The 23,092-nt window shown below is 59.3% G+C and carries 19 protein-coding genes; 10 read left to right on the forward strand and 9 right to left on the reverse strand.

The features are described 5' to 3' along the window. Positions 1 to 148: 148 nt before the first annotated feature. Positions 149 to 925: a ferredoxin--NADP reductase gene (locus ACKZ62_RS03390; protein WP_095186240.1), complete on the forward strand. Its 777-nt coding sequence runs from the start codon at positions 149 to 151 to the stop codon at positions 923 to 925. A 46-nt stretch (positions 926 to 971) separates the two neighbouring features. Here the strand turns inward: ACKZ62_RS03390 and mscL are convergent, their stop codons facing one another. Then, entirely contained in the window at positions 972 to 1,388 is a 417-nt protein-coding gene (gene mscL, locus ACKZ62_RS03395) for a large-conductance mechanosensitive channel protein MscL (RefSeq protein ID WP_032884664.1), read from the reverse strand. 287 nt (positions 1,389 to 1,675) lie between these two features. Here mscL and katB point away from each other — a divergent pair, with 287 nt between their 5' ends. Genes katB through ACKZ62_RS03415 form a run of 4 tightly spaced genes read left to right on the forward strand, consistent with a single transcriptional unit; the run spans position 1,676 to position 5,957 of the window. Further along, positions 1,676 to 3,217 carry a catalase KatB gene (gene katB, locus ACKZ62_RS03400; protein ID WP_032884665.1) on the forward strand — a complete coding sequence of 514 codons (1,542 nt, stop codon included), beginning with the start codon at positions 1,676 to 1,678 and terminating at the stop codon, positions 3,215 to 3,217. Positions 3,218 to 3,272: 55 nt separating this feature from the next. Beyond that, the gene (locus ACKZ62_RS03405; RefSeq protein WP_447096321.1) at positions 3,273 to 3,812 is read left to right on the forward strand and encodes an ankyrin repeat domain-containing protein; all 540 of its coding nucleotides are present in this window, start codon (positions 3,273 to 3,275) and stop codon (positions 3,810 to 3,812) included. A 35-nt stretch (positions 3,813 to 3,847) separates the two neighbouring features. Further along, positions 3,848 to 5,215 (forward strand): DNA repair protein RadA, encoded by a 1,368-nt coding sequence (gene radA / locus ACKZ62_RS03410; RefSeq protein ID WP_032884669.1) that lies wholly within the window; start codon positions 3,848 to 3,850, stop codon positions 5,213 to 5,215. 16 nt (positions 5,216 to 5,231) lie between these two features. Further along, complete coding sequence (locus ACKZ62_RS03415; protein ID WP_339483860.1) at positions 5,232 to 5,957, forward strand: hypothetical protein; 726 nt, start codon at positions 5,232 to 5,234, stop codon at positions 5,955 to 5,957. Positions 5,958 to 5,961: 4 nt separating this feature from the next. Here the strand turns inward: ACKZ62_RS03415 and ACKZ62_RS03420 are convergent, their stop codons facing one another. Further along, positions 5,962 to 6,330, reverse strand: coding sequence for a PilZ domain-containing protein (locus ACKZ62_RS03420; protein WP_032884671.1), 369 nt, complete (start codon positions 6,328 to 6,330; stop codon positions 5,962 to 5,964). A gap of 174 nt (positions 6,331 to 6,504) precedes the next feature. Here ACKZ62_RS03420 and ACKZ62_RS03425 point away from each other — a divergent pair, with 174 nt between their 5' ends. The 3 genes from ACKZ62_RS03425 to yjiA all read left to right on the forward strand — a co-directional run bounded on the left by ACKZ62_RS03425 (position 6,505) and on the right by yjiA (position 9,892). Continuing rightward, complete coding sequence (locus ACKZ62_RS03425; RefSeq protein WP_032884672.1) at positions 6,505 to 8,571, forward strand: carbon starvation CstA family protein; 2,067 nt, start codon at positions 6,505 to 6,507, stop codon at positions 8,569 to 8,571. Between the two features lie 15 nt (positions 8,572 to 8,586). Continuing rightward, positions 8,587 to 8,784, forward strand: a complete 198-nt coding sequence (locus tag ACKZ62_RS03430) for a YbdD/YjiX family protein (RefSeq protein ID WP_003176208.1) — start codon at positions 8,587 to 8,589, stop codon at positions 8,782 to 8,784. A gap of 148 nt (positions 8,785 to 8,932) precedes the next feature. Further along, on the forward strand, positions 8,933 to 9,892 hold the full coding sequence (gene yjiA / locus ACKZ62_RS03435) for a GTPase (RefSeq protein ID WP_447096322.1): 960 nt from the start codon (positions 8,933 to 8,935) through the stop codon (positions 9,890 to 9,892). Positions 9,893 to 10,077: 185 nt separating this feature from the next. On the opposite strand, the gene glyA is transcribed toward yjiA, so the two are convergent. Next, a complete protein-coding gene (glyA, locus tag ACKZ62_RS03440; protein ID WP_032884674.1) occupies positions 10,078 to 11,331 on the reverse strand; it encodes a serine hydroxymethyltransferase in 1,254 nt (417 codons plus the stop codon). A 222-nt stretch (positions 11,332 to 11,553) separates the two neighbouring features. Then, a complete protein-coding gene (locus tag ACKZ62_RS03445; RefSeq protein WP_447096323.1) occupies positions 11,554 to 15,405 on the reverse strand; it encodes a sensor domain-containing protein in 3,852 nt (1,283 codons plus the stop codon). Between the two features lie 285 nt (positions 15,406 to 15,690). On the opposite strand from ACKZ62_RS03445, the gene ettA reads away from it, so the two are divergent. Together ettA and gdhA are read left to right on the forward strand one after the other, a co-directional pair. Further along, positions 15,691 to 17,355: an energy-dependent translational throttle protein EttA gene (gene ettA / locus ACKZ62_RS03450; RefSeq protein WP_032884676.1), complete on the forward strand. Its 1,665-nt coding sequence runs from the start codon at positions 15,691 to 15,693 to the stop codon at positions 17,353 to 17,355. Between the two features lie 297 nt (positions 17,356 to 17,652). Further along, complete coding sequence (gene gdhA / locus ACKZ62_RS03455) at positions 17,653 to 18,990, forward strand: NADP-specific glutamate dehydrogenase (protein ID WP_032884677.1); 1,338 nt, start codon at positions 17,653 to 17,655, stop codon at positions 18,988 to 18,990. Here gdhA and ACKZ62_RS03460 read toward each other — a convergent pair. The 5 genes from ACKZ62_RS03460 to ACKZ62_RS03480 all read right to left on the reverse strand — a co-directional run bounded on the left by ACKZ62_RS03460 (position 18,987) and on the right by ACKZ62_RS03480 (position 22,963). Further along, a complete protein-coding gene (locus tag ACKZ62_RS03460; RefSeq protein WP_032884678.1) occupies positions 18,987 to 19,484 on the reverse strand; it encodes a GreA/GreB family elongation factor in 498 nt (165 codons plus the stop codon). The genes gdhA and ACKZ62_RS03460 overlap by 4 nt on opposite strands. A 70-nt stretch (positions 19,485 to 19,554) precedes the next feature. After that, on the reverse strand, positions 19,555 to 19,911 hold the full coding sequence (locus ACKZ62_RS03465) for a hypothetical protein (protein ID WP_032884679.1): 357 nt from the start codon (positions 19,909 to 19,911) through the stop codon (positions 19,555 to 19,557). A 159-nt stretch (positions 19,912 to 20,070) separates the two neighbouring features. After that, positions 20,071 to 20,376, reverse strand: a complete 306-nt coding sequence (locus ACKZ62_RS03470) for a chorismate mutase (protein ID WP_401383336.1) — start codon at positions 20,374 to 20,376, stop codon at positions 20,071 to 20,073. A 152-nt stretch (positions 20,377 to 20,528) separates the two neighbouring features. Beyond that, positions 20,529 to 22,382 (reverse strand): Lnb N-terminal periplasmic domain-containing protein, encoded by a 1,854-nt coding sequence (locus ACKZ62_RS03475; protein WP_032884682.1) that lies wholly within the window; start codon positions 22,380 to 22,382, stop codon positions 20,529 to 20,531. Between the two features lie 92 nt (positions 22,383 to 22,474). Then, complete coding sequence (locus ACKZ62_RS03480) at positions 22,475 to 22,963, reverse strand: DUF3015 domain-containing protein (protein ID WP_027605327.1); 489 nt, start codon at positions 22,961 to 22,963, stop codon at positions 22,475 to 22,477. Positions 22,964 to 23,092: the final 129 nt, after the last annotated feature.

The following is a 23,092-nucleotide window of genomic DNA, read 5'->3' on the forward strand; positions in this document are numbered from 1 at the left end:
GTAGCTAGGGCAGAGGGACTAATAGCCAATGGGTTGGGCTGCCACTAAATTGCCACTACTTAAGGGCTGCGCGATGCCACTACAAACCACCGGTGTTTCCGTGCGCGACTTTGAGGGACACTAGGGCACCTGTAGAACGGAGCCCCCCATGACGGCCAGTGCTGAGAAATTTACCCGCCAGACCTTGCTCGATGTGCAATCGCTGACCCCCAGCCTGTTTACGCTGCGAACCACTCGCGACCCTGGGTTCCGTTTTACTGCGGGTCAGTTCGTGCGTCTGGGCGTGACCAAGGCGGACGGCACTACGGTGTGGCGCGCTTACTCGATAGTTTCCTCGCCGTTTGATGAGCACTTGGACTTCTTCTCGATTGTGGTCCCAGGAGGCGAGTTCACCAGCGAGCTGAGCCGCCTGCGCGTGGGCGATACCTTGATGGTGGAACGCCAGGCTACGGGGTTCCTGACCTTGAACCGGTTCGTCGATGGCCGTGACTTGTGGATGTTGGCGACAGGGACCGGAGTCGCGCCGTTTTTGTCGATCCTGCAGGACTTCGAAGTCTGGGAGAAATTCGAGCGGATCGTGCTGGTGTACAGCGCGCGGGAAGCCAAGGAACTGGCCTATCAGTCGCTGATCAAGGAACTGGGTGAGCGTGAGTACCTTGCCGAGTACGCGCACAAACTGACTTACATTCCACTCGTTACCCGCGAGCACCATCCAGGCGCATTGAGCGGGCGCATTACTACCTCGATTGAAAACGGTGAGCTGGAGCGCGCAGCGGGTGTAGAGCTGAGCCCGGAGCATTCCCGCGTGCTGATTTGCGGCAACCCGCAGATGGTTGATGACACCCGCCAGTTGCTCAAGCAGCGTGATATGCAACTGAGCCTGAGCCGCAGGCCTGGGCAGGTGGCGGTGGAAAACTACTGGTAATAAAAAAGGCGCCTCAAGCAGGCGCCTTTTTTTAAGCCGATCCGGGTTAAAGCGGCTTGTCGTTCTGTGCCTTGAGCAGATCGCGGATCTCCCCCAGCAGCAGTTCTTCTTTGGTCGGCGTCGGCGGCAGGCTAGGTGCTACGGCCTCTTCGCGCTTGAGGCGGTTGATGGCCTTCACGCCCATGAAGATCGCAAAGGCGACGATGACAAAATCGATCACGCTCTGGATGAACTTGCCGTAGGCCAGCACGACGGCGGGAACATCGCCTTGGGCCGCCTTGAGGGTGACCGCCAGGTCACCAAAGTCCACACCACCGATCAACAGACCAATGGGCGGCATCACCACGTCGCCGACAAACGAGGAAACAATTTTGCCGAAGGCTGCGCCGATGATGATACCGACGGCCATGTCGACCACATTACCTTTGACCGCGAAGGCCTTGAACTCACTGATCACGCTCATAGGTTATTCCTTGTTACAGATGAGAAGGGTGAAGCACAGTGTAAGTCAGTCGTATAGGGCTTGTGCGACACAACTGTTAATACTGTTAATTTTAATCGACACATTAAAACGCAAATAGTTTGCAAAGTGCCACCAATCGCGCGCGAAATACTCGCTGTTTCAGTGGGTTACCACATTAATTTCTTAATCGGCCTGGTGGGGTTTTTCTATTTATCTTCTGACTCCCAGGTCACTAGCCTCTGGCAAGCACAACTGAATGTGCACTAAAAAAACCAGAGGAAACCTCGATGAACAACCCAATGAGCCGCAGTCCAGTGCTGGCGCGACATGCGCTGTTGCTGGCGACTGCCAGTCTGCTTTCTCTTTCGGTGCAAGCCGCTAACCTGACGCGAGATAACGGCGCGGCCGTCGGCGACAACCAGAATTCGCAAACCGCCGGCGCCAATGGCCCGGTGCTGCTGCAAGACGTGCAGCTCATTCAGAAGTTGCAGCGCTTCGACCGCGAACGCATTCCCGAGCGCGTGGTGCACGCCCGGGGCACCGGCGCCCACGGCACGTTTACGGTGACTGATAACCTCAGCGACCTGACCAAGGCCAAAGTTTTCGCCGCTGGCGAAGCCACCCCGGTATTTGTGCGATTCTCGGCCGTCGTTCACGGCAACCACTCCCCGGAAACCCTGCGTGACCCGCGCGGTTTCGCCACCAAGTTCTACACCGCTGACGGTAACTGGGACTTGGTCGGCAATAACTTCCCAACTTTCTTTATTCGTGACGCCATCAAGTTCCCGGACATGGTGCATGCGTTCAAGCCGGATCCGCGCACGAACTTGGATGATGACTCCCGTCGCTTTGACTTCTTCTCTCATGTACCCGAGGCCACGCGCACGCTGACCGAGTTGTATTCGGACTCTGGCACGCCCGCCAGTTATCGGGAAATGGACGGTAATGGCGTACATGCCTACAAATTGATTAATACCAAAGGCGAAGTGCATTACGTCAAGTTCCACTGGAAGAGCCTGCAAGGCATTAAGAACCTTGATCCAAAGCAAGTCACCGAAGTGCAAGGTCGTGATTACAGCCATATGACTAACGACTTGGTCACCCATATCAACAAGGGCGACTTCCCCAAGTGGGACTTGTATGTGCAAGTGCTCAAGCCCGAAGACTTGGCCAAGTTTGAGTTCGACCCGTTGGACGCCACCAAGATCTGGCCAAACGTGCCTGAGCGCAAAGTTGGGCAGATGGTGCTGAACCGCAATCCGGCGAACGTGTTCCAGGAAACCGAGCAAGTCGCCATGGCCCCGGCCAACCTTGTGCCCGGCATCGAACCGTCGGAAGACCGCCTGCTGCAAGGCCGGGTGTTTTCCTACGCCGACACCCAAATGTACCGCCTGGGTGCCAATGCACTGCAACTGCCGATCAATGCCCCACGGGTCACCGTCAACAACGGTAACCAGGACGGCGCGATGAACTTCGGCAAGACCACCAGCGGCGTGAACTACCAGCCAAGCCGCCTGGAAAACCGCGAAGAGCCGCAAACCGCGCGCTACAGCCAGACGGCACTGTCTGGTAGCACCCAGCAGGCGAAGATTCAGCGCGAGCAGAACTTCAAGCAGGCCGGTGATCTGTATCGCTCATACACCAAAAAAGAGCAGCAGGACTTGATCGACAACTTCGGCGGCTCACTGGCCACCACGGATGACGAGAGCAAGCACATCATCCTCTCGTTCCTCTACAAAGCGGACCCGGCATACGGCACCGGCGTGGCCAAGGTCGCGAAGGGTGACCTGGCCCGCGTCAAGGCGCTGGCTGAAAAATTGACTGACTGACATTGGTGACGGTCGACGCGCCGGTTGGGGCGTCGACCCATGGCAGGAGAAACCCATGCGTATTTCTATCGGTTTGCTGATGGCCATGCTGGCCTTTGTCGCCCATGCCGAATCCCCCGAACCGGCAGCACTCAAGGCACAGTTGCAGGATTATTACTTCGACGCCGCCCGCCGTGGCGACCTCGATATGCTCAACACCTTTATTGAGTCTGGCTACAGCCTCAACACCCAGGACGAAAAGGGCTACACCGCGTTGATACTCGCCGCCTATCACGGTCAGGGCCGGTTTGTGGAGCGTTTGCTCAGTGCCGGTGCCGACGCCTGTGTACAGGACAAACGTGGCAACACCGCGCTGATGGGCGAGATCTTCAAAGGCGAGCTGAACATTGCCCAGCGCCTGCTGGCCACCGATTGCAACCCCGACCAACGCAACGGTGCCGGGCAGACGGCCGCGATGTATGCAGGCCTGTTCAAGCGCGTCGAATTGCTTGATGAATTGAAAGCCAAAGGCGCTGACCTCAACGCCGAAGACCCGATCGGCAACAGTGCTTCGCGATTGGCCAGCGGTGAAATCCGGACCCCGGCGCCGCGCTGAGCTATCATCGCGGTTTTTCGGTTGGAGGTTCTCAAATGGCAAAGGCCAAGCGCATGTACGGCTGCACGGAGTGCGGCGCGACCTTTCCCAAGTGGGCCGGCCAGTGCGGCGAATGCGGTGCGTGGAACACCCTGACCGAAACCATGATCGAAAGCGGCGGCGCTGCGGCGCCCACGGGCCGCGCCGGCTGGACTGGGCAGCAGGCGCAGATCAAGACCCTGGCCGAAGTCAGCGTCGAAGAAATCCCGCGTTTCTCCACCGCCTCAGGTGAACTGGACCGTGTGCTGGGCGGCGGCCTGGTGGACGGCTCGGTGGTGCTGATCGGCGGCGACCCTGGCATCGGTAAATCGACCATCCTCCTGCAAACCCTGTGCAGCATTGCCAGCCGCATGCCGGCGTTATATGTGACCGGTGAAGAATCCCAGCAACAAGTGGCCATGCGCGCACGCCGTCTTGGCTTGCCTCAGGATCAGTTGCGGGTCATGACCGAGACTTGCATCGAAAGCATCATCGCCACGGCCCGTATCGAAAAGCCAAAGGTGATGGTGATCGACTCGATCCAGACGATTTTCACCGAGCAGTTGCAATCGGCGCCGGGTGGTGTGTCCCAGGTGCGCGAAAGTGCAGCGCTACTGGTGCGGTATGCCAAGCAGAGCGGCACGGCGATCTTCCTGGTCGGCCACGTGACCAAAGAAGGCGCGCTGGCCGGGCCGCGAGTGTTGGAGCATATGGTCGACACCGTGCTGTATTTCGAAGGCGAGTCCGATGGTCGACTGCGCTTGCTGCGGGCGGTGAAAAACCGTTTCGGCGCAGTGAACGAACTGGGTGTATTCGCCATGACTGACCGGGGACTGAAAGAAGTCTCCAACCCTTCGGCGATTTTTCTGACCCGTGCCCAGGAAGAAGTCCCAGGCAGTGTGGTGATGGCGACGTGGGAAGGCACCCGACCGATGTTGGTGGAAGTCCAGGCATTGGTGGATGACAGCCATCTGGCGAACCCGCGCCGGGTCACGCTGGGGCTGGATCAGAACCGCCTGGCGATGTTGCTGGCGGTGTTACACCGTCATGGCGGCATTCCGACCCACGATCAGGATGTGTTCCTCAACGTGGTGGGTGGGGTCAAGGTGCTGGAGACCGCATCCGACCTGGCCTTGATGGCGGCGGTGATGTCCAGCTTGCGTAACCGGCCTCTGCCGCACGACCTCTTGGTATTTGGGGAGGTCGGCCTGTCCGGCGAAGTGCGTCCGGTGCCGAGCGGTCAGGAGCGCTTGAAGGAAGCGGCCAAGCATGGCTTCAAACGCGCGATTGTGCCCAAGGGCAACGCGCCGAAGGAAATGCCGCCAGGATTGCAGGTGATTGGGGTCACGCGCCTGGAACAGGCACTGGATGCACTTTTCGAATAATTCAGGGATGGACGCGATGCAACGATCGAATCACTGGGGTGTAGTCGCCCTGTTTATCGCCTTGGCCAGCTTGCCCGCCATGGCCTGGGCGGAGCTGCCAACGGGCTATCGCCTGGCGCAAACGCTGGTGACGCCAGAGGGCAGTGTGCTGCAGGTGCTCGAAGACCAGCGCATCAGCCCCCAACTGCACAAGGACAGTTGGGGCAGTGGGCTGGATGAAGACTCGTTCGACGAGCCCGGCGATTTGGTCGACAACCCGCTGCTCGAAGCCCAGGTGCGGTGGGTATCGGCCTCTGGCGAGGTAATAGCTCACGAAGACCTCGGCTACCCCTTGGCCGAGGTCAAGAAAGCCCCGCTCAAAGGGCTGCCCGAGCCTGTGTATTTTTTGACCATCGATCAGACCGCCCCCATGGGCAGCTACAGCGGGCCTGCCACGCAGTTACTGCTGCCCGGCAAGCAGCAACTCAAGCCGTTGAGTTACCAGGGCGCCGACGGCAAAGTCCAGGCGCTGACCCTGGCTCATACCGGCAAGGCTTCGTGGATGATCGCAACGCCAGCCAACGGCGGCGCGGATGAACTGCTGCAGGTGTCATCATTTATGGACGGCGACGGTGAGGATGACTTTGCCACCCGTTATCAGACCTATCGGTTTGTCGACGGGCAGTGGCACGGCGCCTCAAGTCAGAAGAAGGGTTACTGGGACATGGAAAGTGATTTTCCCGCACGTAGTGCGTTCCCCTGAGCCATCACACTTCCAGCAGCGCGCCCAGCTCTCGCTCCAGTTCCTCCTGATCGCCTAGGTTCAACTCGATCAGCCGCCGCAAGTGGCTGATCGAGTCCAGGTCGATGTCTGTGCACACAAACCCCAGTTGACCCACTGCTTCGTGGGTTAGCCGTACTTGCATCTTTATATGCGCCTTGGGATCCAGGCGTATGTCGACCGCGAACGGCAGCGCCTTATTTCCCTTCCACTCTTCAGGCCGTTGCACCAACAGGCCCTTAAGCGATAAATCCACCAATTGCACTGGCCATTCGTTGCCGTTTTGCCGAAGTTCGGTCTTGGCATCAAAGGCAATCCGGCGAAAACGGCGACGATCAGACGCTTGCTCGGTCATGGTGAAACCCTCTGTGGATAAAAGGATTGTAGCCCTGCGCCATCATTGGGCCGTTTTTTCTGGTTTTTTCTTCGTTGCAAGGCTCTAGACCAACGTAGGGGGGTGGCCTTTAAGGCCAACAGCGCTAAACTCCGAACGGCTGTCCTTTCTGTCCACCCTGGCTGGAATATAAAAATGAAAAATAATAATAGCCTGCTACGCCATCTACCCTGGCTGGTGCTGGCAATCGTAGGAGCGTGCGCCCTGGGCGTAGTGGCCTTGCGCCGAGGCGAGGCGATCAACGCCTTGTGGATTGTGGTCGCTGCTGTGGCCATTTACCTGGTTGCTTATCGCTACTACAGCCTGTTCATCGCTAACAACGTGATGCAACTCGATCCACGGCGGGCTACCCCCGCAGTGATCAACAACGACGGTCTGGACTATGTGCCGACCAACAAACACATCCTTTTCGGTCACCACTTTGCGGCCATTGCCGGTGCGGGCCCGTTGGTCGGTCCGGTACTGGCGGCGCAAATGGGCTACTTGCCCGGCACGCTCTGGCTGATTGCCGGCGTGGTGCTGGCCGGCGCGGTCCAGGACTTCATGGTTCTGTTCCTGTCGACCCGTCGCAACGGCCGTTCCCTGGGGGACATGGTTCGTGAAGAGATGGGCCGTATCCCGGGGACCATCGCGCTGTTCGGCTGCTTCCTGATCATGATCATCATCCTTGCGGTGCTGGCGCTGATCGTGGTCAAGGCGCTGGCCGAGAGCCCATGGGGCATCTTCACGGTGATGGCGACCATCCCGATCGCGATGTTCATGGGCATCTACATGCGCTACATCCGCCCGGGCCGCATTGGTGAAATTTCGATCATTGGCGTGTTGTTGCTGCTCGGCTCGATCTGGCTGGGCGGGCAAATTGCCGCTGATCCGGTCTGGGCCAAGGCCTTCACGTTCACTGGGATCCAGATCACCTGGATGCTGATCGGTTACGGTTTTGTCGCGGCGGTACTGCCGGTGTGGCTGATCCTGGCGCCGCGTGACTACCTCTCAACCTTCCTGAAAATCGGCACCATCATCGCCTTGGCAATCGGCATCCTGGTCACCATGCCAGACCTGAAAATGCCGGCCCTGACCCAGTTCATCGACGGCACCGGCCCGGTGTGGAAGGGCGGCCTGTTCCCGTTCCTGTTCATCACCATCGCCTGTGGCGCGGTCTCGGGTTTCCATGCGCTCATCTCCTCGGGCACCACGCCCAAGTTGCTGGCCAATGAAAGCCACGCCCGCTACATCGGTTACGGCGGCATGTTGATGGAGTCGTTCGTCGCCATCATGGCCATGGTTGCCGCTTCGGTGATCGAGCCTGGCGTCTACTTCGCTATGAACAGCCCAGCCGCCGTAGTCGGCAGCGATGTGGTTACCGTGGCACAAACCGTCAGCAGCTGGGGTTTTGCAATTACCCCTGAGGCACTGTCGGCCGTGGCCCATGACATCGGTGAAACCACCATCCTGGCACGCGCCGGCGGTGCACCGACGTTGGCGGTGGGTATCGCGCAGATCCTGCACAGCGTACTGCCGGGTGAAAACACCATGGCGTTCTGGTACCACTTTGCGATCCTGTTCGAAGCGCTGTTCATTCTGACGGCTGTTGACGCAGGTACCCGAGCTGGTCGCTTCATGCTGCAAGACTTGCTTGGCTCCTTCGTGCCGGCGCTCAAACGCACCGAATCCTGGACCGCCAACCTGATCGCGACCGCCGGTTGCGTGGCGATGTGGGGTTATCTGCTGTACCAAGGCGTGATCGACCCACTGGGCGGTATCAACACCTTGTGGCCGCTGTTCGGTATCTCCAACCAGATGCTGGCCGGTATCGCGCTGATGCTCGCCACCGTCGTGCTGATTAAAATGAAACGCCAGCGCTACATCTGGGTGACCATGCTGCCGGCTGTCTGGCTGCTGATTTGCACCACCACCGCAGGCTTCATCAAGCTGTTCGACGCCAACCCGGCGATTGGCTTCCTGTCGCTGGCCAAGAAGTACAGTGACGCGCTGGCTAACGGTCAGATCCTGGCCCCGGCCAAGAGCATCGACCAGATGCAGCACGTGATCTGGAACGCCTACACCAACGCAACGCTGACGGCGCTGTTCCTGTTCGTGGTGTTCAGCATCCTGTTCTATGCGCTCAAGGTTGGCGTCGCCGCCTGGGGCAACAAAGAGCGTACGGATAAAGAAGCCCCGTTCCAGGCAGTACCCGACGCATAACCGAGGATTGCAAACATGTTCAATGACATCAGTCGCCTCGGTAAATACCTCGGTCAGGCCGCGCGCTTGATGGTCGGCATGCCCGACTACGACACGTACGTCGAGCATATGCAAACCAAGCACCCAGACAAGCCGATGATGGACTACAAGGCGTTCTTCCGGGAACGTCAGGAGGCCCGATACGGCGGCAAGGGTGGGCCCAAGTGCTGCTGACCCGTTAGTTCGGGCTGGTGGTGATCTACTGTGGGAGGGGGCTTGCTCCCGATAGCGGTGTGTCAGTGACAGATAAGTGCCTGACACACTGCTATCGGGGGCAAGCCCCCTCCCACATTTGTTTCAGTGTTCCTTCAAGGAGAATTTTTTGTCCTCTCCCATTCCAGTGACCGTACTCAGCGGCTTTCTCGGCGCCGGCAAGACCACCTTGCTGCGCCATCTGCTCAAGGCCGAACACGGCTTGAAAATCGCCGTGATCGAAAACGAATTCAGCGATGCCGGTATCGACACCCAGTTGTTGGGCGAAGAACCGGTGCAAGTCATGACCCTGTCCAACGGCTGCGTGTGCTGCACCATCCACACCGACCTCACCAAGGCTCTCTATCTGCTGCTTGAGCGCCTGGACACCGGCGAGATCGCCTTCGATCGCTTGGTGATCGAGTGCACCGGCCTGGCCGATCCGGCGCCGGTGGCCCAAACCTTTTTCATCGATGAAGAACTGCGCGAGCGCTACATCCTCGACGGCATCATCACCCTGGTGGACGCGGCCCACGCCGAGCACCACCTGACCCAGACCATCGCCCAGGCCCAGATCGGTTTTGCCGATCGCCTGCTGGTGAGCAAGCGTGATTTGGTGGACGACGCCACCTTCGAGGCGCTCAGTGATCGCCTCACCCGCATCAACCGCCGCGCGCCGATTCGTGTGGTCGAGCACGGCAAGATTGATTTGGCAGAACTGCTCGATGTCCGCGGCTTCAACCTAAACGCCGGCATGAGCCTGCGCCCGGTGAGCAAGGCCCCGTCCATCGACCGTATTTCCAGCCTGGTGCTGCGCACCGACCAGCCGCTGGATATCGACCGCCTCAGCGAGTTTATGAATGAGCTGTTGGAAGACCACGGCAAGCAACTGCTGCGCTACAAGGGCGTGCTGAACATTGCCGGCGAAGACCGCCGTATGGTGTTTCAGGGCGTGCTGAAGCTCTACGGGTTCGATTGGGACACCGAATGGGCCGAGGGTGAAGCGCGGGAGAGTGTGATCGTGTTTATTGCCGATGAATTGCCGGAAGACAAAATCCGCGAAGGCTTTGCCAAAGTCTACCAACCCTGATGTGTAATGCAGTCAACTGTGGGAGGGGGCTTGCTCCCGATGGCGGTGGGTCAGTAAACCTATATGTGACTGACACACTGCTATCGGGGGCAAGCCCCCTCCCACACTTGGGCGCATTTCAAACTGGACAATTGGTATAAAAAAGCCCGGCTTAAGAGCCGGGCTTTTTATTCAAGCAACTGCAATCAAGCGCCGTATACCGGCAGTTTTTTGCAGATGGCTTTGACCTTCTCACGGACCGCGTCGATCACGGCTTCGTTGTTCAGGTCTGCCAGGATGTCGCAGATCCAGCCGGCCAGTTCCTTGCACTCTGCTTCTTTAAAGCCACGAGTGGTCACAGCCGGGGTGCCGAAGCGCAGGCCCGAGGTGACGAACGGAGAACGTGGGTCGTTCGGTACCGAGTTCTTGTTCACGGTGATGAAGGCTTTGCCCAGGGCAGCGTCAGCATCTTTGCCGGAAATGTCCTGCTTGATCAGCGACAGCAGGAACAGGTGGTTTTCAGTACCGCCGGACACTACGTCAAAGCCGCGCTCGATAAACACGCTGGCCATGGTCTGGGCGTTCTTGACCACTTGTTGCTGGTAGGTCTTGAACTCAGGCTGCAGTGCTTCCTTGAAGCAGATCGCTTTGGCGGCGATCACGTGCTCCAGCGGGCCACCCTGGGCGCCTGGGAATACAGCGGAGTTCAGCTTCTTCTCGATCTCGGCGTTGGCGCGAGCCAGGATCAGGCCGCCACGTGGACCGCGCAGGGTCTTGTGGGTGGTGGTGGTTACCACATCAGCGAATGGAACCGGGTTCGGGTAGACGCCCGCGGCGACCAGACCGGCCACGTGAGCCATGTCCACGAACAGGTAGGCGCCAACCTTGTCGGCGATTTCACGGAAGCGTGGGAAGTCCAGGATCTGCGAGTAGGCAGAGAAACCGGCCACGATCATTTTTGGCTTGTGTTCAACCGCCAGGCGCTCAACTTCGTCGTAGTCGATCAGGCCGTTGGCATCGATACCGTATTGAACGGCGTTGTACAGCTTGCCGGAGGAGGAAACGCTGGCGCCGTGGGTCAGGTGACCGCCGTGTGCCAGGCTCATGCCCAGAATGGTGTCGCCGCCTTGCAGCAGGGCCAGGTACACGGCGCTGTTGGCTTGGGAGCCGGCGTGTGGCTGGACGTTGGCGTAATCGGCGCCGAACAGTTCTTTTGCACGGTCGATGGCCAGTTGCTCAACCACGTCGACGTACTCGCAACCGCCGTAGTAGCGCTTGCCTGGGTAGCCTTCGGCGTACTTGTTGGTCAGAACCGAACCTTGAGCCTCCATGACCGCAGGGCTGGTGTAGTTTTCCGAAGCGATCAGCTCGATGTGCTCTTCCTGGCGCACGGCTTCTTGCTCCATGGCGGCGAAGAGATCGGCGTCGTACTTGGCAATGGTCAAATCACGGCTGAACATGGCGGTCCTCAAGGATCGGGGGCAGAAAAGGAGGGCATTCTAACCCAATGGGTTTTAGATGGCATATGAAAGGACATCAAGTCGCGGACAAGTGGGATTCACTTAGGGATGAGCGGTGTCATTGCCGGACTCATCGGGGGTAAGTCCCCCCACATTTGAAACGCATTCCCCCTGTGGGAGGGGGCTTGCCCCCGATGAGGCCAGTGGCTTCACCACAAACCGTCAGTCGAACATGAAGAGGGCATCATTGCTGAACTGCGCCTCGAACCGATTCGCCGGCATCGGTCGTCCGAACAGATAACCCTGCACCTCATCGCAGCCATGCTCGCGCAGGAAATCCAACTGCTCATGGGTTTCCACGCCCTCGGCGATTACCGCCAGGTTGAGGCTGTGGGCCATGGCAATAATCGCCCGGGCGATCTGCGCGTCCTGTTCGCCGGACGGCAGGCCATCGACGAAGGTGCGGTCGATTTTCAACACATCGATGGGGAACTGCTTGAGGTAGTTGAGCGATGAATAGCCCGTGCCAAAATCGTCCACCGCAATGCTCAGGCCCAGGTTTTTCAGGCTGTCGAGGATGTGCAGGGCTTCGTTGACTTCGCGCATCAGGATACTTTCGGTCAGCTCCAGCTCCAGGCACGCCGGCGGCAGGCCTGTGTCTTTGAGGATGGTGGCAATGCGGGTGCCCAGTTGGCCGTCGGAGAACTGCCGCGCCGAGATGTTCACCGAGACTTTCGGCACGCGCACCTTGTTTTGATGCCAGGTCTTGAGCTGGCGGCAGGCTTCGCTGATCACCCAGTCGCCCACGTCCACCACCAGGCCCAACTCTTCCAGCACCGGAATAAAGTCCCCCGGCGGCACCAGCCCGCGACGCGGATGGCGCCAGCGCAGCAGGGCTTCGGCGCCGGTCAGGCGTTTGCCATCACCGCTGAACTGCGGCTGGTAATAAAGCACGAATTCGTTCTGCTCCAGGGCGTGGCGCAGGTCGCTTTCCAGCTCCAGGCGTTCCAGGGCGCTGGCGTTCATGTCGGCCTGGTAGAACTGGAAGTTGTTCTTGCCGCGTTCCTTGGCGTGATACATGGCGGTGTCGGCGTTTTTCATCAGTTGGCTCAGCTCGTTGCCGTCCTGAGGGCTGAGGGCGATGCCGATACTGGCGGTCACAAAGAACTCGCGGCCTTCCAGCACAAAGGGTTTCACCAGGCTGGCGAGGATCTGTTCGGCCACGTGAATCGCGCGGTTCAGCGCCATTTCACGGCTGACCCGTGGTTGCAGGAGCAAGGTGAATTCGTCACCGCCCATGCGCGCGACGGTGTCGTCTTCGGCCACGCAGCCGAGCAGGCGAGTGGCCATTTCCTTGAGCATGCGGTCGCCGGCGGCGTGTCCAAGGGAGTCGTTGATCGGCTTGAAGCGGTCAAGGTCGAGGAACATCAGCACCACCCACGACTTCTGCCGCTCGGCAGACTGCAACGCGGTGTGCAGGCGGTCTTGGAACAGTGTGCGGTTGGGCAGGTGGGTCAGGGCGTCGTAATACGCCAGGCGGTGAATACGCTGCTCGCTGGCCTTGCGCTCGCTGATATCACTGAAGAAGCATACGTAACTGGCGAGGTCGCCTTCGTCGTCGAACACGGCGGTAATGCCGACCCACGCCGGGTAGTGCTCGCCGTTGCGGCGCTTGAGCCACACTTCGCCTTCCCAGGTGCTGTGCTGGTGCAATTGCTTGAGTACGTAGCGCAGGTGGGCTTCCTGCTGTTCATCCACGGTCAGCATGTTCGGCAACTGGTCGAGTACGTCCGCCACTTCGTAGCCGCTGACTCGGCTGAATGCCTCGTTGGCCTGCACGATATAGCCCGCCGGGTCAGTGATCAGGATCGCCGAGGTGGAATGCTCAAATACCGTGGCCGCCATGCGCAGGTCTTTCTCGGCGCGGCGTTGTTGGCTGATATCGCGGCCTACGCCCAGAATGCCCTCGAAGGCGCCATGCTCGTCCCACACCAGTACCAGGCGCAGTTCGATCGGCACTTTACGCCCGTCGGCGCGCAGGCAGTCAAACAGGAACAGCTGGGTCTGCACTTCATCGCGCAGCTTATTGAGCGCATCGGTGTCGCCCAGCGCACGGCTGACCTGTTCCATCAGGCTGTAAATACCCGCCAATTGCGCTGGGTTGGCGATAATCGACTGCCAGCCATTCTTGAACACCCAGTCCACTTCATAACCCAGCACCGCACTGACCGACGGGCTGATGTAGTTGAGGGCCAGTTTGCTGTCGGTGGAGCAGATCACGTCACTGATGCTTTCGGCGAGCATGCGATAGCGCTGTTCGCTGTCGCGCAGGGATTCGCTGGCTTCGATCTGGTCGGTGATGTCTTTGGCGACGCCAATGATGCGGGTGACTTGGCTCGTTTTATCACGGGCCAGGGCCTGCTCACGAATATCAAAGCGTCGCCATTGGTTATTGCGATGGCGGAAGCGCAACTGGCAGTGCAACTGCGTCGCGTAGCCAGCCTGGCGCTGTCGCTGGCGCAAATCGTGGTAATACTCGGCGTCTTCAGGGTGAAGCAGGATTTCCCAGAAGTACTCGCCCATTTGCTGCAGTTCGGCCTTTACGTAGCCGAGGGTTTGCCCCAAATGGTGGTTGCTGAAAATCATGCGCTGGCTGACCACGTCCTGCACATACAGGTGATCAGGCACGGTGCGCACCACGTCCGACCAGAAACTCTCACGCTCCACCAGCGACAGTTCGATCAGCTTGCGGCTGGTGATGTCGCTGATGCTGAGGATCACCGCCTTGAAATCGTCCTGCTGCTCCGGCAGGCGCATCACCAGCCACAGGTATTGCTCGTTGCCGACCACATCATTGAGCTGGATCTCCAGTTCAAGCTGGCTCTGCTGGGTCAGGACCGCTTCGAGTATTTGATGGCCGATGGACGTGCTGTTGCGTGGGCAATCATCGATCAGCCGCTCCCAAGCCTTCTCGCACGAGTCCACGTTGAGCAGGCGCACCGCCACTTGGTTGATCTCGGTGATGCGCAGCTCGGCGAGCAGTTGCCTGCATTCTTCAGGTTTGTTTTGCAGCCAGGCGTGAAGGTGTTCGCGGGTCTGCAAGTGCGTCTTGGCAAAAAACGCATTCAGGCCTGACAGGTCCAGGACGCACAGGGCGACGCCGGTACCTTCGAAAATATCCTGATAACGCCGCCGGCCTTCATGCACCTGGCGCTGGCGGCGACGCATATTCAGCAGCACGATTACGGGGATCAGCGAGAAGGCCAGGCCCAACAGGCATTTGCCGATAAACGCCGGCAGCAGTTGTTCCAGCACGGCTGCGCGGTCAAACATCCCGCGCAACTGCCAGTCGCTTTTGCTCAGGGGGGTGACCAGCACGCTTTTATTCAAGTCATCCGGGGTCAGGGCACTGGACCATTGCGCCGGCATGCCACTGTCACGGCTGACGACGCGGTGGTTCAGGCTGTTCTCGATGGCCCACATGGGGCGCTGGCCCTGACTGTCCTGGCGGGTCAGGTTGACCAAGTAGTTAGGTGCCAGGCGCAGCGCCCAGTACATTCTTGAGCCGCCGCTGGGCTGGTGCAGCAGCAGATAGATGATGGTGCCGTCTTCGTTATTGCTCAGGTAATACGGTTGGCCGTGGCTGCGCTGCACCAGTTCTTCCAGCCAGGCGCTGTCCTGGCTGTCGTTGGCGCTGTCACTGATCATCGCGCCGCTGGGCGCGAGCAGGGCGATACTGCGCAGCTCCGGCAGCGAGCGCTGCAGCGTGCGCGTCAGGGCCTGTTGCTGTTCAATGTCGCGCGGCGGCTCGACCATCGGTAGCAGGTTCAAGGCGATTTTTGCGCTCAGGGCCATGTTCAGGCTGATCTGCTCAGCCAGGTCGGCGCTGTAGTCGATGGTGTATTGCTGCTGGTTTTTCTGGTTTTGCTGCAGTTGGTCCAGCAGTTGCCAGAACAATAAGGCGAGCAGCATGAGGACGAGCGTCGCCAATGCGCCTTTGAGGGTGCCGTGCAGGGGCGCTCCCGGCGCTATATGAGCGGCGCGCAAGGGAGTTGGCGGCGTGACTTTGGACAAGCTGTGATCCTGCGGTTTGGCTGGACTGGCGCGCGACGTGCACTATAAGCCGGACGCCCGGAGGGCGGCTAGCATGCCTTGACTTGTGGCAAAGTGCCAGCCCTGCTTGGCTGGACTGACCAAGCGCATTGAGGTAGCTTTGCCGGTTACGCGGGGGCGTTCCAGCCCCAGATACTCAGGCTTTTTTCGCTCGCTGGCATTGATGATAGTCAACGGCCCGCGCGGCGCATGGCTTGGCACGGGCTTCGCCCGCTTAATTCATCAGTCACTGACGCTAGGTTCACCATGGCTCAATACGTCTTCACCATGCATCGGCTGGGAAAAGTTGTTCCGCCGAAGCGGGAAATCCTGAAAAATATTTCGCTGTCCTTCTTCCCCGGCGCCAAAATCGGCGTGCTCGGCCTCAACGGTTCGGGTAAGTCCACGTTGCTGAAAATCATGGCCGGCGTCGACACCGAGTTCGAAGGCGAAGCCCGCCCGATGCCGGAACTGAACATCGGCTACCTGCCGCAGGAACCAATCCTGGACCCAACCAAGACCGTGCGTGAAGTGGTTGAGGAAGCGGTCAGCGTGATCAAAAACGCCCAGGCGCGCCTGGACGAAGTCTACGCCGCCTACGCCGAGCCGGATGCCGACTTCGACAAGCTGGCCGCCGAACAGGCCAAGCTCGAAGCCATTCTGCAGGCCAGTGACGGTCATAACTTGGAACGCCAACTGGAAGTCGCCGCCGATGCGCTGCGCTTGCCGGCTTGGGACGCCAAGGTCGAATTCCTGTCCGGTGGTGAAAAGCGTCGTGTGGCCCTGTGCCGCCTGCTGCTGTCGGCCCCCGACATGCTGCTGCTCGACGAACCAACCAACCACTTGGACGCCGACTCCGTCGCCTGGCTGGAACATTTCCTTCACGATTTCCCGGGCACCGTGGTTGCGATCACGCACGACCGGTACTTCCTGGACAACGTGGCCGGCTGGATTCTTGAGCTCGACCGTGGCGCCGGTATCCCGTACGAGGGCAACTACTCCGGTTGGCTGGAAGCCAAGTCCGATCGTCTGGCCGCCGAATCCAAGCAGCAATCGGCCCATGAAAAAGCCATGAAGGAAGAACTGGAGTGGGTGCGCAAAGGCGCCAAGGCCCGCCAGTCCAAATCCAAGGCACGTCTGCAACGCTTCGAAGAAATGCAGTCCCAGGAATTCCAAAAGCGCAGCGAAACCAACGAGATCTATATCCCGGCCGGTCCGCGCCTGGGTGACAAGGTCATCGAATTCAAGAACGTTTCCAAAGGCTATGGCGACCGCGTGTTGATCGACAACCTGTCGTTCTCCATGCCAAAAGGCGCGATCGTCGGCGTTATCGGCGGTAACGGTGCGGGTAAATCCACCCTTTTCCGCATGCTGATGGGCAAGGAAACCCCGGATTCGGGCAGCATCGAGATTGGCGAAACCGTGCAACTGGCCTGTGTGGACCAGAGCCGTGATGACCTCGACGGCAGCAAGACCGTGTTCCAGCAAATCTCCGACGGCTCTGACCAGATCCGCATCGGCAACTATGAAATTCCGTCGCGCACCTATGTTGGCCGCTTCAACTTCAAGGGCGGCGATCAGCAGAAGTTCGTCAAGGACTTGTCCGGCGGTGAGCGCGGTCGCTTGCACCTGGCCCTGACCTTGAAAGAGGGCGGCAACGTGCTGCTGCTCGACGAACCGTCCAACGACCTCGACGTTGAAACCCTGCGTTCCCTGGAAGAAGCCCTGCTGGACTTCCCTGGCGCCGCCATTGTGATCTCTCACGATCGGTGGTTCCTTGACCGCGTCGCGACCCACATCCTGGCGTACGAAGACGACTCCCAAGCGGTGTTCTTCGAAGGTAACTACACCGAGTACGAAGCGGACCGTAAAAAGCGTTTGGGCGAAGCTGCTGCCCAGCCGCACCGTGTACGGCACAAAAAACTGGCCTGATCCGGCTGGTTGAAAAAAGCGGGGCCCTCGGGCTCCGCTTTTTTTTGCGCTGGGGTTTTGCAGTGTTTTTGATGGCCCTATCGGGAGCAAGCCCCCGATAGCTATTTCCCGACTGGTGCGTAACCCGCCTTGGCAATCCCCTTTTAGGTGCGAAAAACCCCTGTTTCCTGTGTTTATTTATATCCAATGCACCATTTAAATTCACAAAAGCGACATTTTGCCCTGTCGCGGTGCGACATGAATTGATAAAGTCCGGCTCAATCTCCCTTAAAAACAATCAATTTGCCGAGACTTTTCATGATCGAATCCGTCGAATCCTTCCTTGCCCGCCTCAAAAAACGCGACCCAGACCAGCCAGAATTCCACCAGGCTGTAGAAGAAGTCCTACGCAGTCTGTGGCCGTTTCTTGAAGCCAATCCCCATTACCTGACCTCGGGTATTTTGGAGCGCATCTGCGAGCCGGAACGAGCGATAACGTTCCGGGTTTCGTGGGTCGATGATCACGGCAAGGTCCAGGTCAATCGCGGTTTCCGTATCCAGATGAACAGCGCCATCGGTCCCTACAAAGGTGGCCTGCGTTTCCACCCGTCGGTGAACCTGGGCGTGCTGAAATTCCTCGCCTTCGAACAGACCTTCAAGAACTCCCTGACTTCGTTGCCAATGGGCGGCGGCAAAGGCGGCTCGGACTTTGATCCAAAAGGTAAGAGCGACGCCGAAGTCATGCGTTTTTGCCAGGCATTCATGAGCGAGCTGTACCGCCATATCGGTGCGGATGTGGATGTGCCGGCTGGCGATATCGGCGTGGGTGCACGTGAGATCGGCTTCCTGTTTGGCCAGTACAAGCGCCTGAGCAACCAGTTCACCTCCGTGTTGACCGGCAAAGGCATGACCTACGGCGGCAGTCTGATCCGTCCGGAAGCGACCGGTTTTGGTTGCGTGTACTTCGCCGAAGAGATGCTCAAGCGCGACGGTAAACGGGTCGAGGGCAAGCGTGTGGCGGTCTCCGGCTCAGGCAACGTCGCCCAATACGCGGCGCGCAAGGTGATGGACCTGGGCGGCAAGGTGATTTCCTTGTCTGACTCCGAAGGCACCCTGTACGCCGAAAGTGGTTTGACCGAAGAACAGTGGTCGGCGCTGCTGGAGCTTAAAAACGTTCAGCGTGGGCGCATCAGCGAACTGGCCGAGCGTTTCGGCCTGGAGTTCCGCAAGGGGCAAACGCCGTGGGACCTGGCCTGCGATATCGCCCTGCCATGCGCCACCCAGAATGAACTCGGCGCCGACGCCGCCCGCACCTTGCTGCGCAACGGCTGTATTTGCGTGGCCGAAGGCGCCAACATGCCTACAACGCTTGAGGCTGTGGATATCTTTATCGAGGCGGGCATTCTGTTCGCACCGGGCAAGGCATCCAATGCCGGCGGCGTGGCGGTGAGTGGCCTGGAAATGTCGCAGAACGCCATGCGCTTGCTGTGGACCGCTGGTGAAGTGGACAGCAAGCTGCACAACATCATGCAGTCGATCCACCACGCTTGCGTGCACTACGGCGAAGAAAACGGCCGCATCAACTACGTGAAGGGCGCGAACATCGCAGGCTTCGTGAAAGTCGCCGACGCGATGCTGGCCCAAGGCATCGTCTAGGTCTCGGCTTCGATACGCAGCACCTCGATCAGTTGATCGCCAACGGGGCGCTTCCACAGCACCTCATCACCCACCTGGGCGCCCAGCAACGCGCGGCCCAGGGGTGAACCCCAGTTGATCAGGCCTGTGCTGGCGTCGGCCTGGTCTTCACCGACTAACTGGATGCGCTGTTGCTCGTCATGCTCATTGGCGAAGGTCACCCAGCTGCCGATCTGCACCTTGTCGGTGCCGGTGGCCAGCGCCACGACCTGGGCGCTCTGGACGCGTTGGTTGAAGTAGCGTAAATCCCGCTCAAGATCGGCCTGGCGCTGCTTATCGGCCTGCTCACCCTTGGCAGATTCGGCACTGTGCTCAGCCTTCAACTGCGCAACCTTGGCCTGTAACTGCGCCAGCCCTTGCGCGGTCAAGTGATTGGGTTGCTCACTGACCTGACGCTCCACTGGCTGATCAGCCTGGGCGGCGGCGTTATCCTCATTTACAAAAGCTCGGCTCATGACGTTCTCCCTCTATGGAGCTTGGGCCATGTTCGCTGCGCTTTAGTTTCGATGGATGTCTGAAAGCGACCTATTGCGAGCGATAGGCCCGAGCGGCATCGCGATCCTTCTCGTGCTGCCAGGCGCGCTCACGGTCGTCCCAGTGATTGTCCTTGTAGTCGCGCAGTTCTTCGTTTTCACGCATGGCCTTGCACTGGCGAAAGCCGTCCTCCCAGCCTTCGGCGTATGTCCGGTCTTTCAGGTAGCGCGGGACATTTTTGCGAAACTCCCCGGAAATCACCCCGGCGGCCTGGCGACCGCTGCTGCAGCCATCGTCAAATCCATCGGCGAAGGCCGGTGGATAACCTCTGGCCAGCAATTCCTGATGAGTCGATTGACAACCCGCCAGCCACACCATCGCACACAGTATTACTGCATACCGCCACATTGCTTGCTCCCTGGCCGTTTAACGGCTGATAGGGGAAGTCTAGATAGGGATTTGTCGGGGAGGTGTGAAAGGGGTGTGAGAAAGGTGTGGAGCACGATGAGATCGGTCGGTGAGTGCCGAACCGGTGATGAGGAAGCTGGGCTCCCTCACCACAAAAGACTATGTGGCCTGGCTGTTCGCCAAAGCCCTGTGTTCCGCCAATTCCTGCTCAATGAATGCCGCAATCATTGCGCGATAGACCTGCTCGGTTACCTCGGGGTTTGCGCCCACGGTCTCCGATAATTCCCGCACCTTGGCGATCACCTGCTCAACCCGCTGTGGGGCCTTGACGCCATCGGTGTCTTTTTTGAAGCGTGCTGCCTGTGATACGTAGCGGCCTCGTTCGGCCAGCAGGGTGACGATTTGCTGGTCGAGGCGGTCGATGTTGTTTCGAACGTCTTCAAGGGTGGTGCAGGTAACGGCCATGTCGAGTGAACTCCTGATTGTGTGGGCGATGCTAACAAAATATGGGAGGTGGCTTGCTACCCATAGCAGAGTGTCAGTCAATCAATACTTAACTGAAACACCGCCATCGGGGCAAGCCCGCTCCCACATTTTTGATTTTCGCCAGGCTTTGGTCAGTAGTGATACCACTTCACTTCAAGCATCACTTCATTCACTGGCGTCGACAGGTGGCTGTACTCGCGCTGTGCGCTCAGGCGCAGGCCCAGGTTACGGGACAGTTCCCACTGTTGGTTGAGGCTGATGCTGCGCCGCACTTCACCATTGGTGAAGAAATCGCCCTTGGCTTCCAGGCTCAAGTTGCCCAGCGGGTTTTTCCACAGCACGCCGGTGTTGAAGCCGGCTGCGGGGGAGATGGCTTCGTTGAAGTCGTTGTTGTGTTCCACGCGCACGGTGCCGAGGGCGAAGCCGAGCATGTCGTCGCGTAGTTGCCAGGTGCCGCCAGCGCCGCCGTTGACGTGGGCGACCAGGGTTTCGTCGTCGTGTTTGCCCGGCACGCGTTCCAGGCCGCCCGTGACTTGCCAGGACCAGGGTTGCAGCAGGGCGTTGCGTGGGGTCAGGGAGCGGATGGTAGCCAGGTCCAGTTGCTGCAATTGCCAGTGGTTACCTTCGTACTGGCGCAGTTTCATTTGCAGGATTTCAATCTGGGCGCCGAGGGGGAAGCCTTCGGCGTTGTCGTTGAGGTCGTGGTAGGCCATGCGCAGGCCGTATTCACCGAAGGCTTTGTCGCCCCGGGTGCCGATGCCAGCTTGCCAGGTACGCGACTCATGGCCGTTTTCCGGCAGGCCGGGAGGCGTGATCTTTAGATCGGGCGCGGGGTTCTGGTTGATCGCGCGCAGAAGTTCGAAGCTGCGTTGGGAGCGTGCGGTGTCCCGTTCAAGGCCATTGGCACGGTAGCGGCCCAGGCGATAGGCGGCGTCGATGATCAGGGCCTGACGCTCGCGGGGTAATGCTTTAAAAGCAGGCTCTTGTAGTTGCTGCTGGTCATCGCTGACCTTGAGTACCCATTGCTGCTCGTCGCTGTCCAGCGGCTTTGCGCGCTCCAGCAACTCGCGCTCGCGGGACGGTCGGTAGTCGATCTTCTCGACCAGGCCCGCGTCCTTCACTGCCTTGACGGTGTCGGTAGGAATGGCGGTCAGCGGGAATTGCTCGGTCAGGCGCAGGCCGGGGCGGGCCACTTGCAGCAGTTCCAGCAGGCGATAGGAGCAGTTTTCGTCGAAGAAGAAATAGTCGAACTGGATCTGCTTGAGCTCCCACACGTGCTCGACCATGCGCTCGGTCTCGACCTGGGTGAGGTTAAGGCGATATTCCCATAGGTCGCGGTTTTCGAGGCTGCGGTACTCGGAGAGTTTTTCCTGGTAAGGCACCAGCGCGAACAGACCGGGGTAGCCGCCCATCAGGCCTTTCCAGGCGTAGAGAATGCTGTTGTCCGAGCCTTCTATATAGGCGCCGAAGTTGATCGCGTAGCTGAGCAGCGCGGTCTTGTTGCTTTGCACGTCGGCCTGGTCGATACGCAGCAGGGTGTGGCCGAACATCGAGGACGGGCTGTTGAGGTAGGCCGCCGGGAAAATCATCACCGCGCTATGGGGCGAGACGTCCTTGAACCATTGCTTGAATTCGGTGCAGTCCACGGCGGGCAGGTCAGTCAGGTGCAACTGATCCTTTAACCAGCGGGTACGTGCGGGGTAGACGCATTGGGCGTGTTTTTCACCCAGGCTGGCCGGAGCATAGAGTGCTTCAACGGTGGCCTTGAGTTCGGCATCCGGGTGATGGGCACCGTCGGGGGCGAGGAAAAATTTCTGCTCGCTGACATAACTGCGCCAGCCACTGATTTTGCCGGCTTCGTAATGGCCCAGCGAAAGCCAGAACGGATCGTTGGCCAATTGCTGCAAACGTTGATCATCAAGGTGCGGTGCTGCGTACAGCGGGGCGCAGGCGAAGAGTGCCATCCAGGCAAAGCGTTTGAGCATAGGGGCAACTTAAGTCGGAAATTAGAGAGACCCAAAGGGGAAGCGGGTCCAAAAATAAAACCCGCGCCTGGGGAGGCGCGGGCAGGTCGAGCTTAAGCCTGGGTAGCGTATTTCGCCAGACGGGCATCGCCTTTCAGTACAGCCAGAGTGTTGTTGTGCACGTCTTCAGCGGTCACATCGGCCTTGCTGAAGATTTGCTGGAAGTGTTCGTGAGCCACTGCAGCGAAGTGTTCGCGATCTTCCGGAGCAACGCCCAGTACCACCGCGTAAGTGGTCAGTGCTTCGCCATTACCCTTGGCCATGTCTTCGGACAGCTCGTTCATCATGCCATTCATGGCAATCCAGGACTTGCCGCCGTAGGTCAGCGCGCTGTTGGTGCTGCAACCGTTGGTGCCCGAGGTCATGCCGAAGGTGGCGTTACCCGAAGTACCGTTGGTGGTGGAAGCCAGGAAGTGAGCCGGAGTGCCGCGCTGGCCTTCGAACAACATGTTGCCCCAACCGCAGTTCGGGCCACCTGGTGCTTCAGCCATTGCATTGAGGGAGACGACGGTGAAGAGAGTACCGAGAAGGATCCGTTTCATAGCTTTGTTCTCTTTGTGTGCAAACCAATGGACAAGGGTTCAGGCACTTCATAGCGCCCTAGGGATCGGTTATTAGTCCAACCCGCGCAGTTTGGAGTTTAGGCACGTTCCAAGGGTTCCGTGTGTTTT

The sequence above is a fragment of the Pseudomonas sivasensis genome (genome assembly GCF_052938085.1).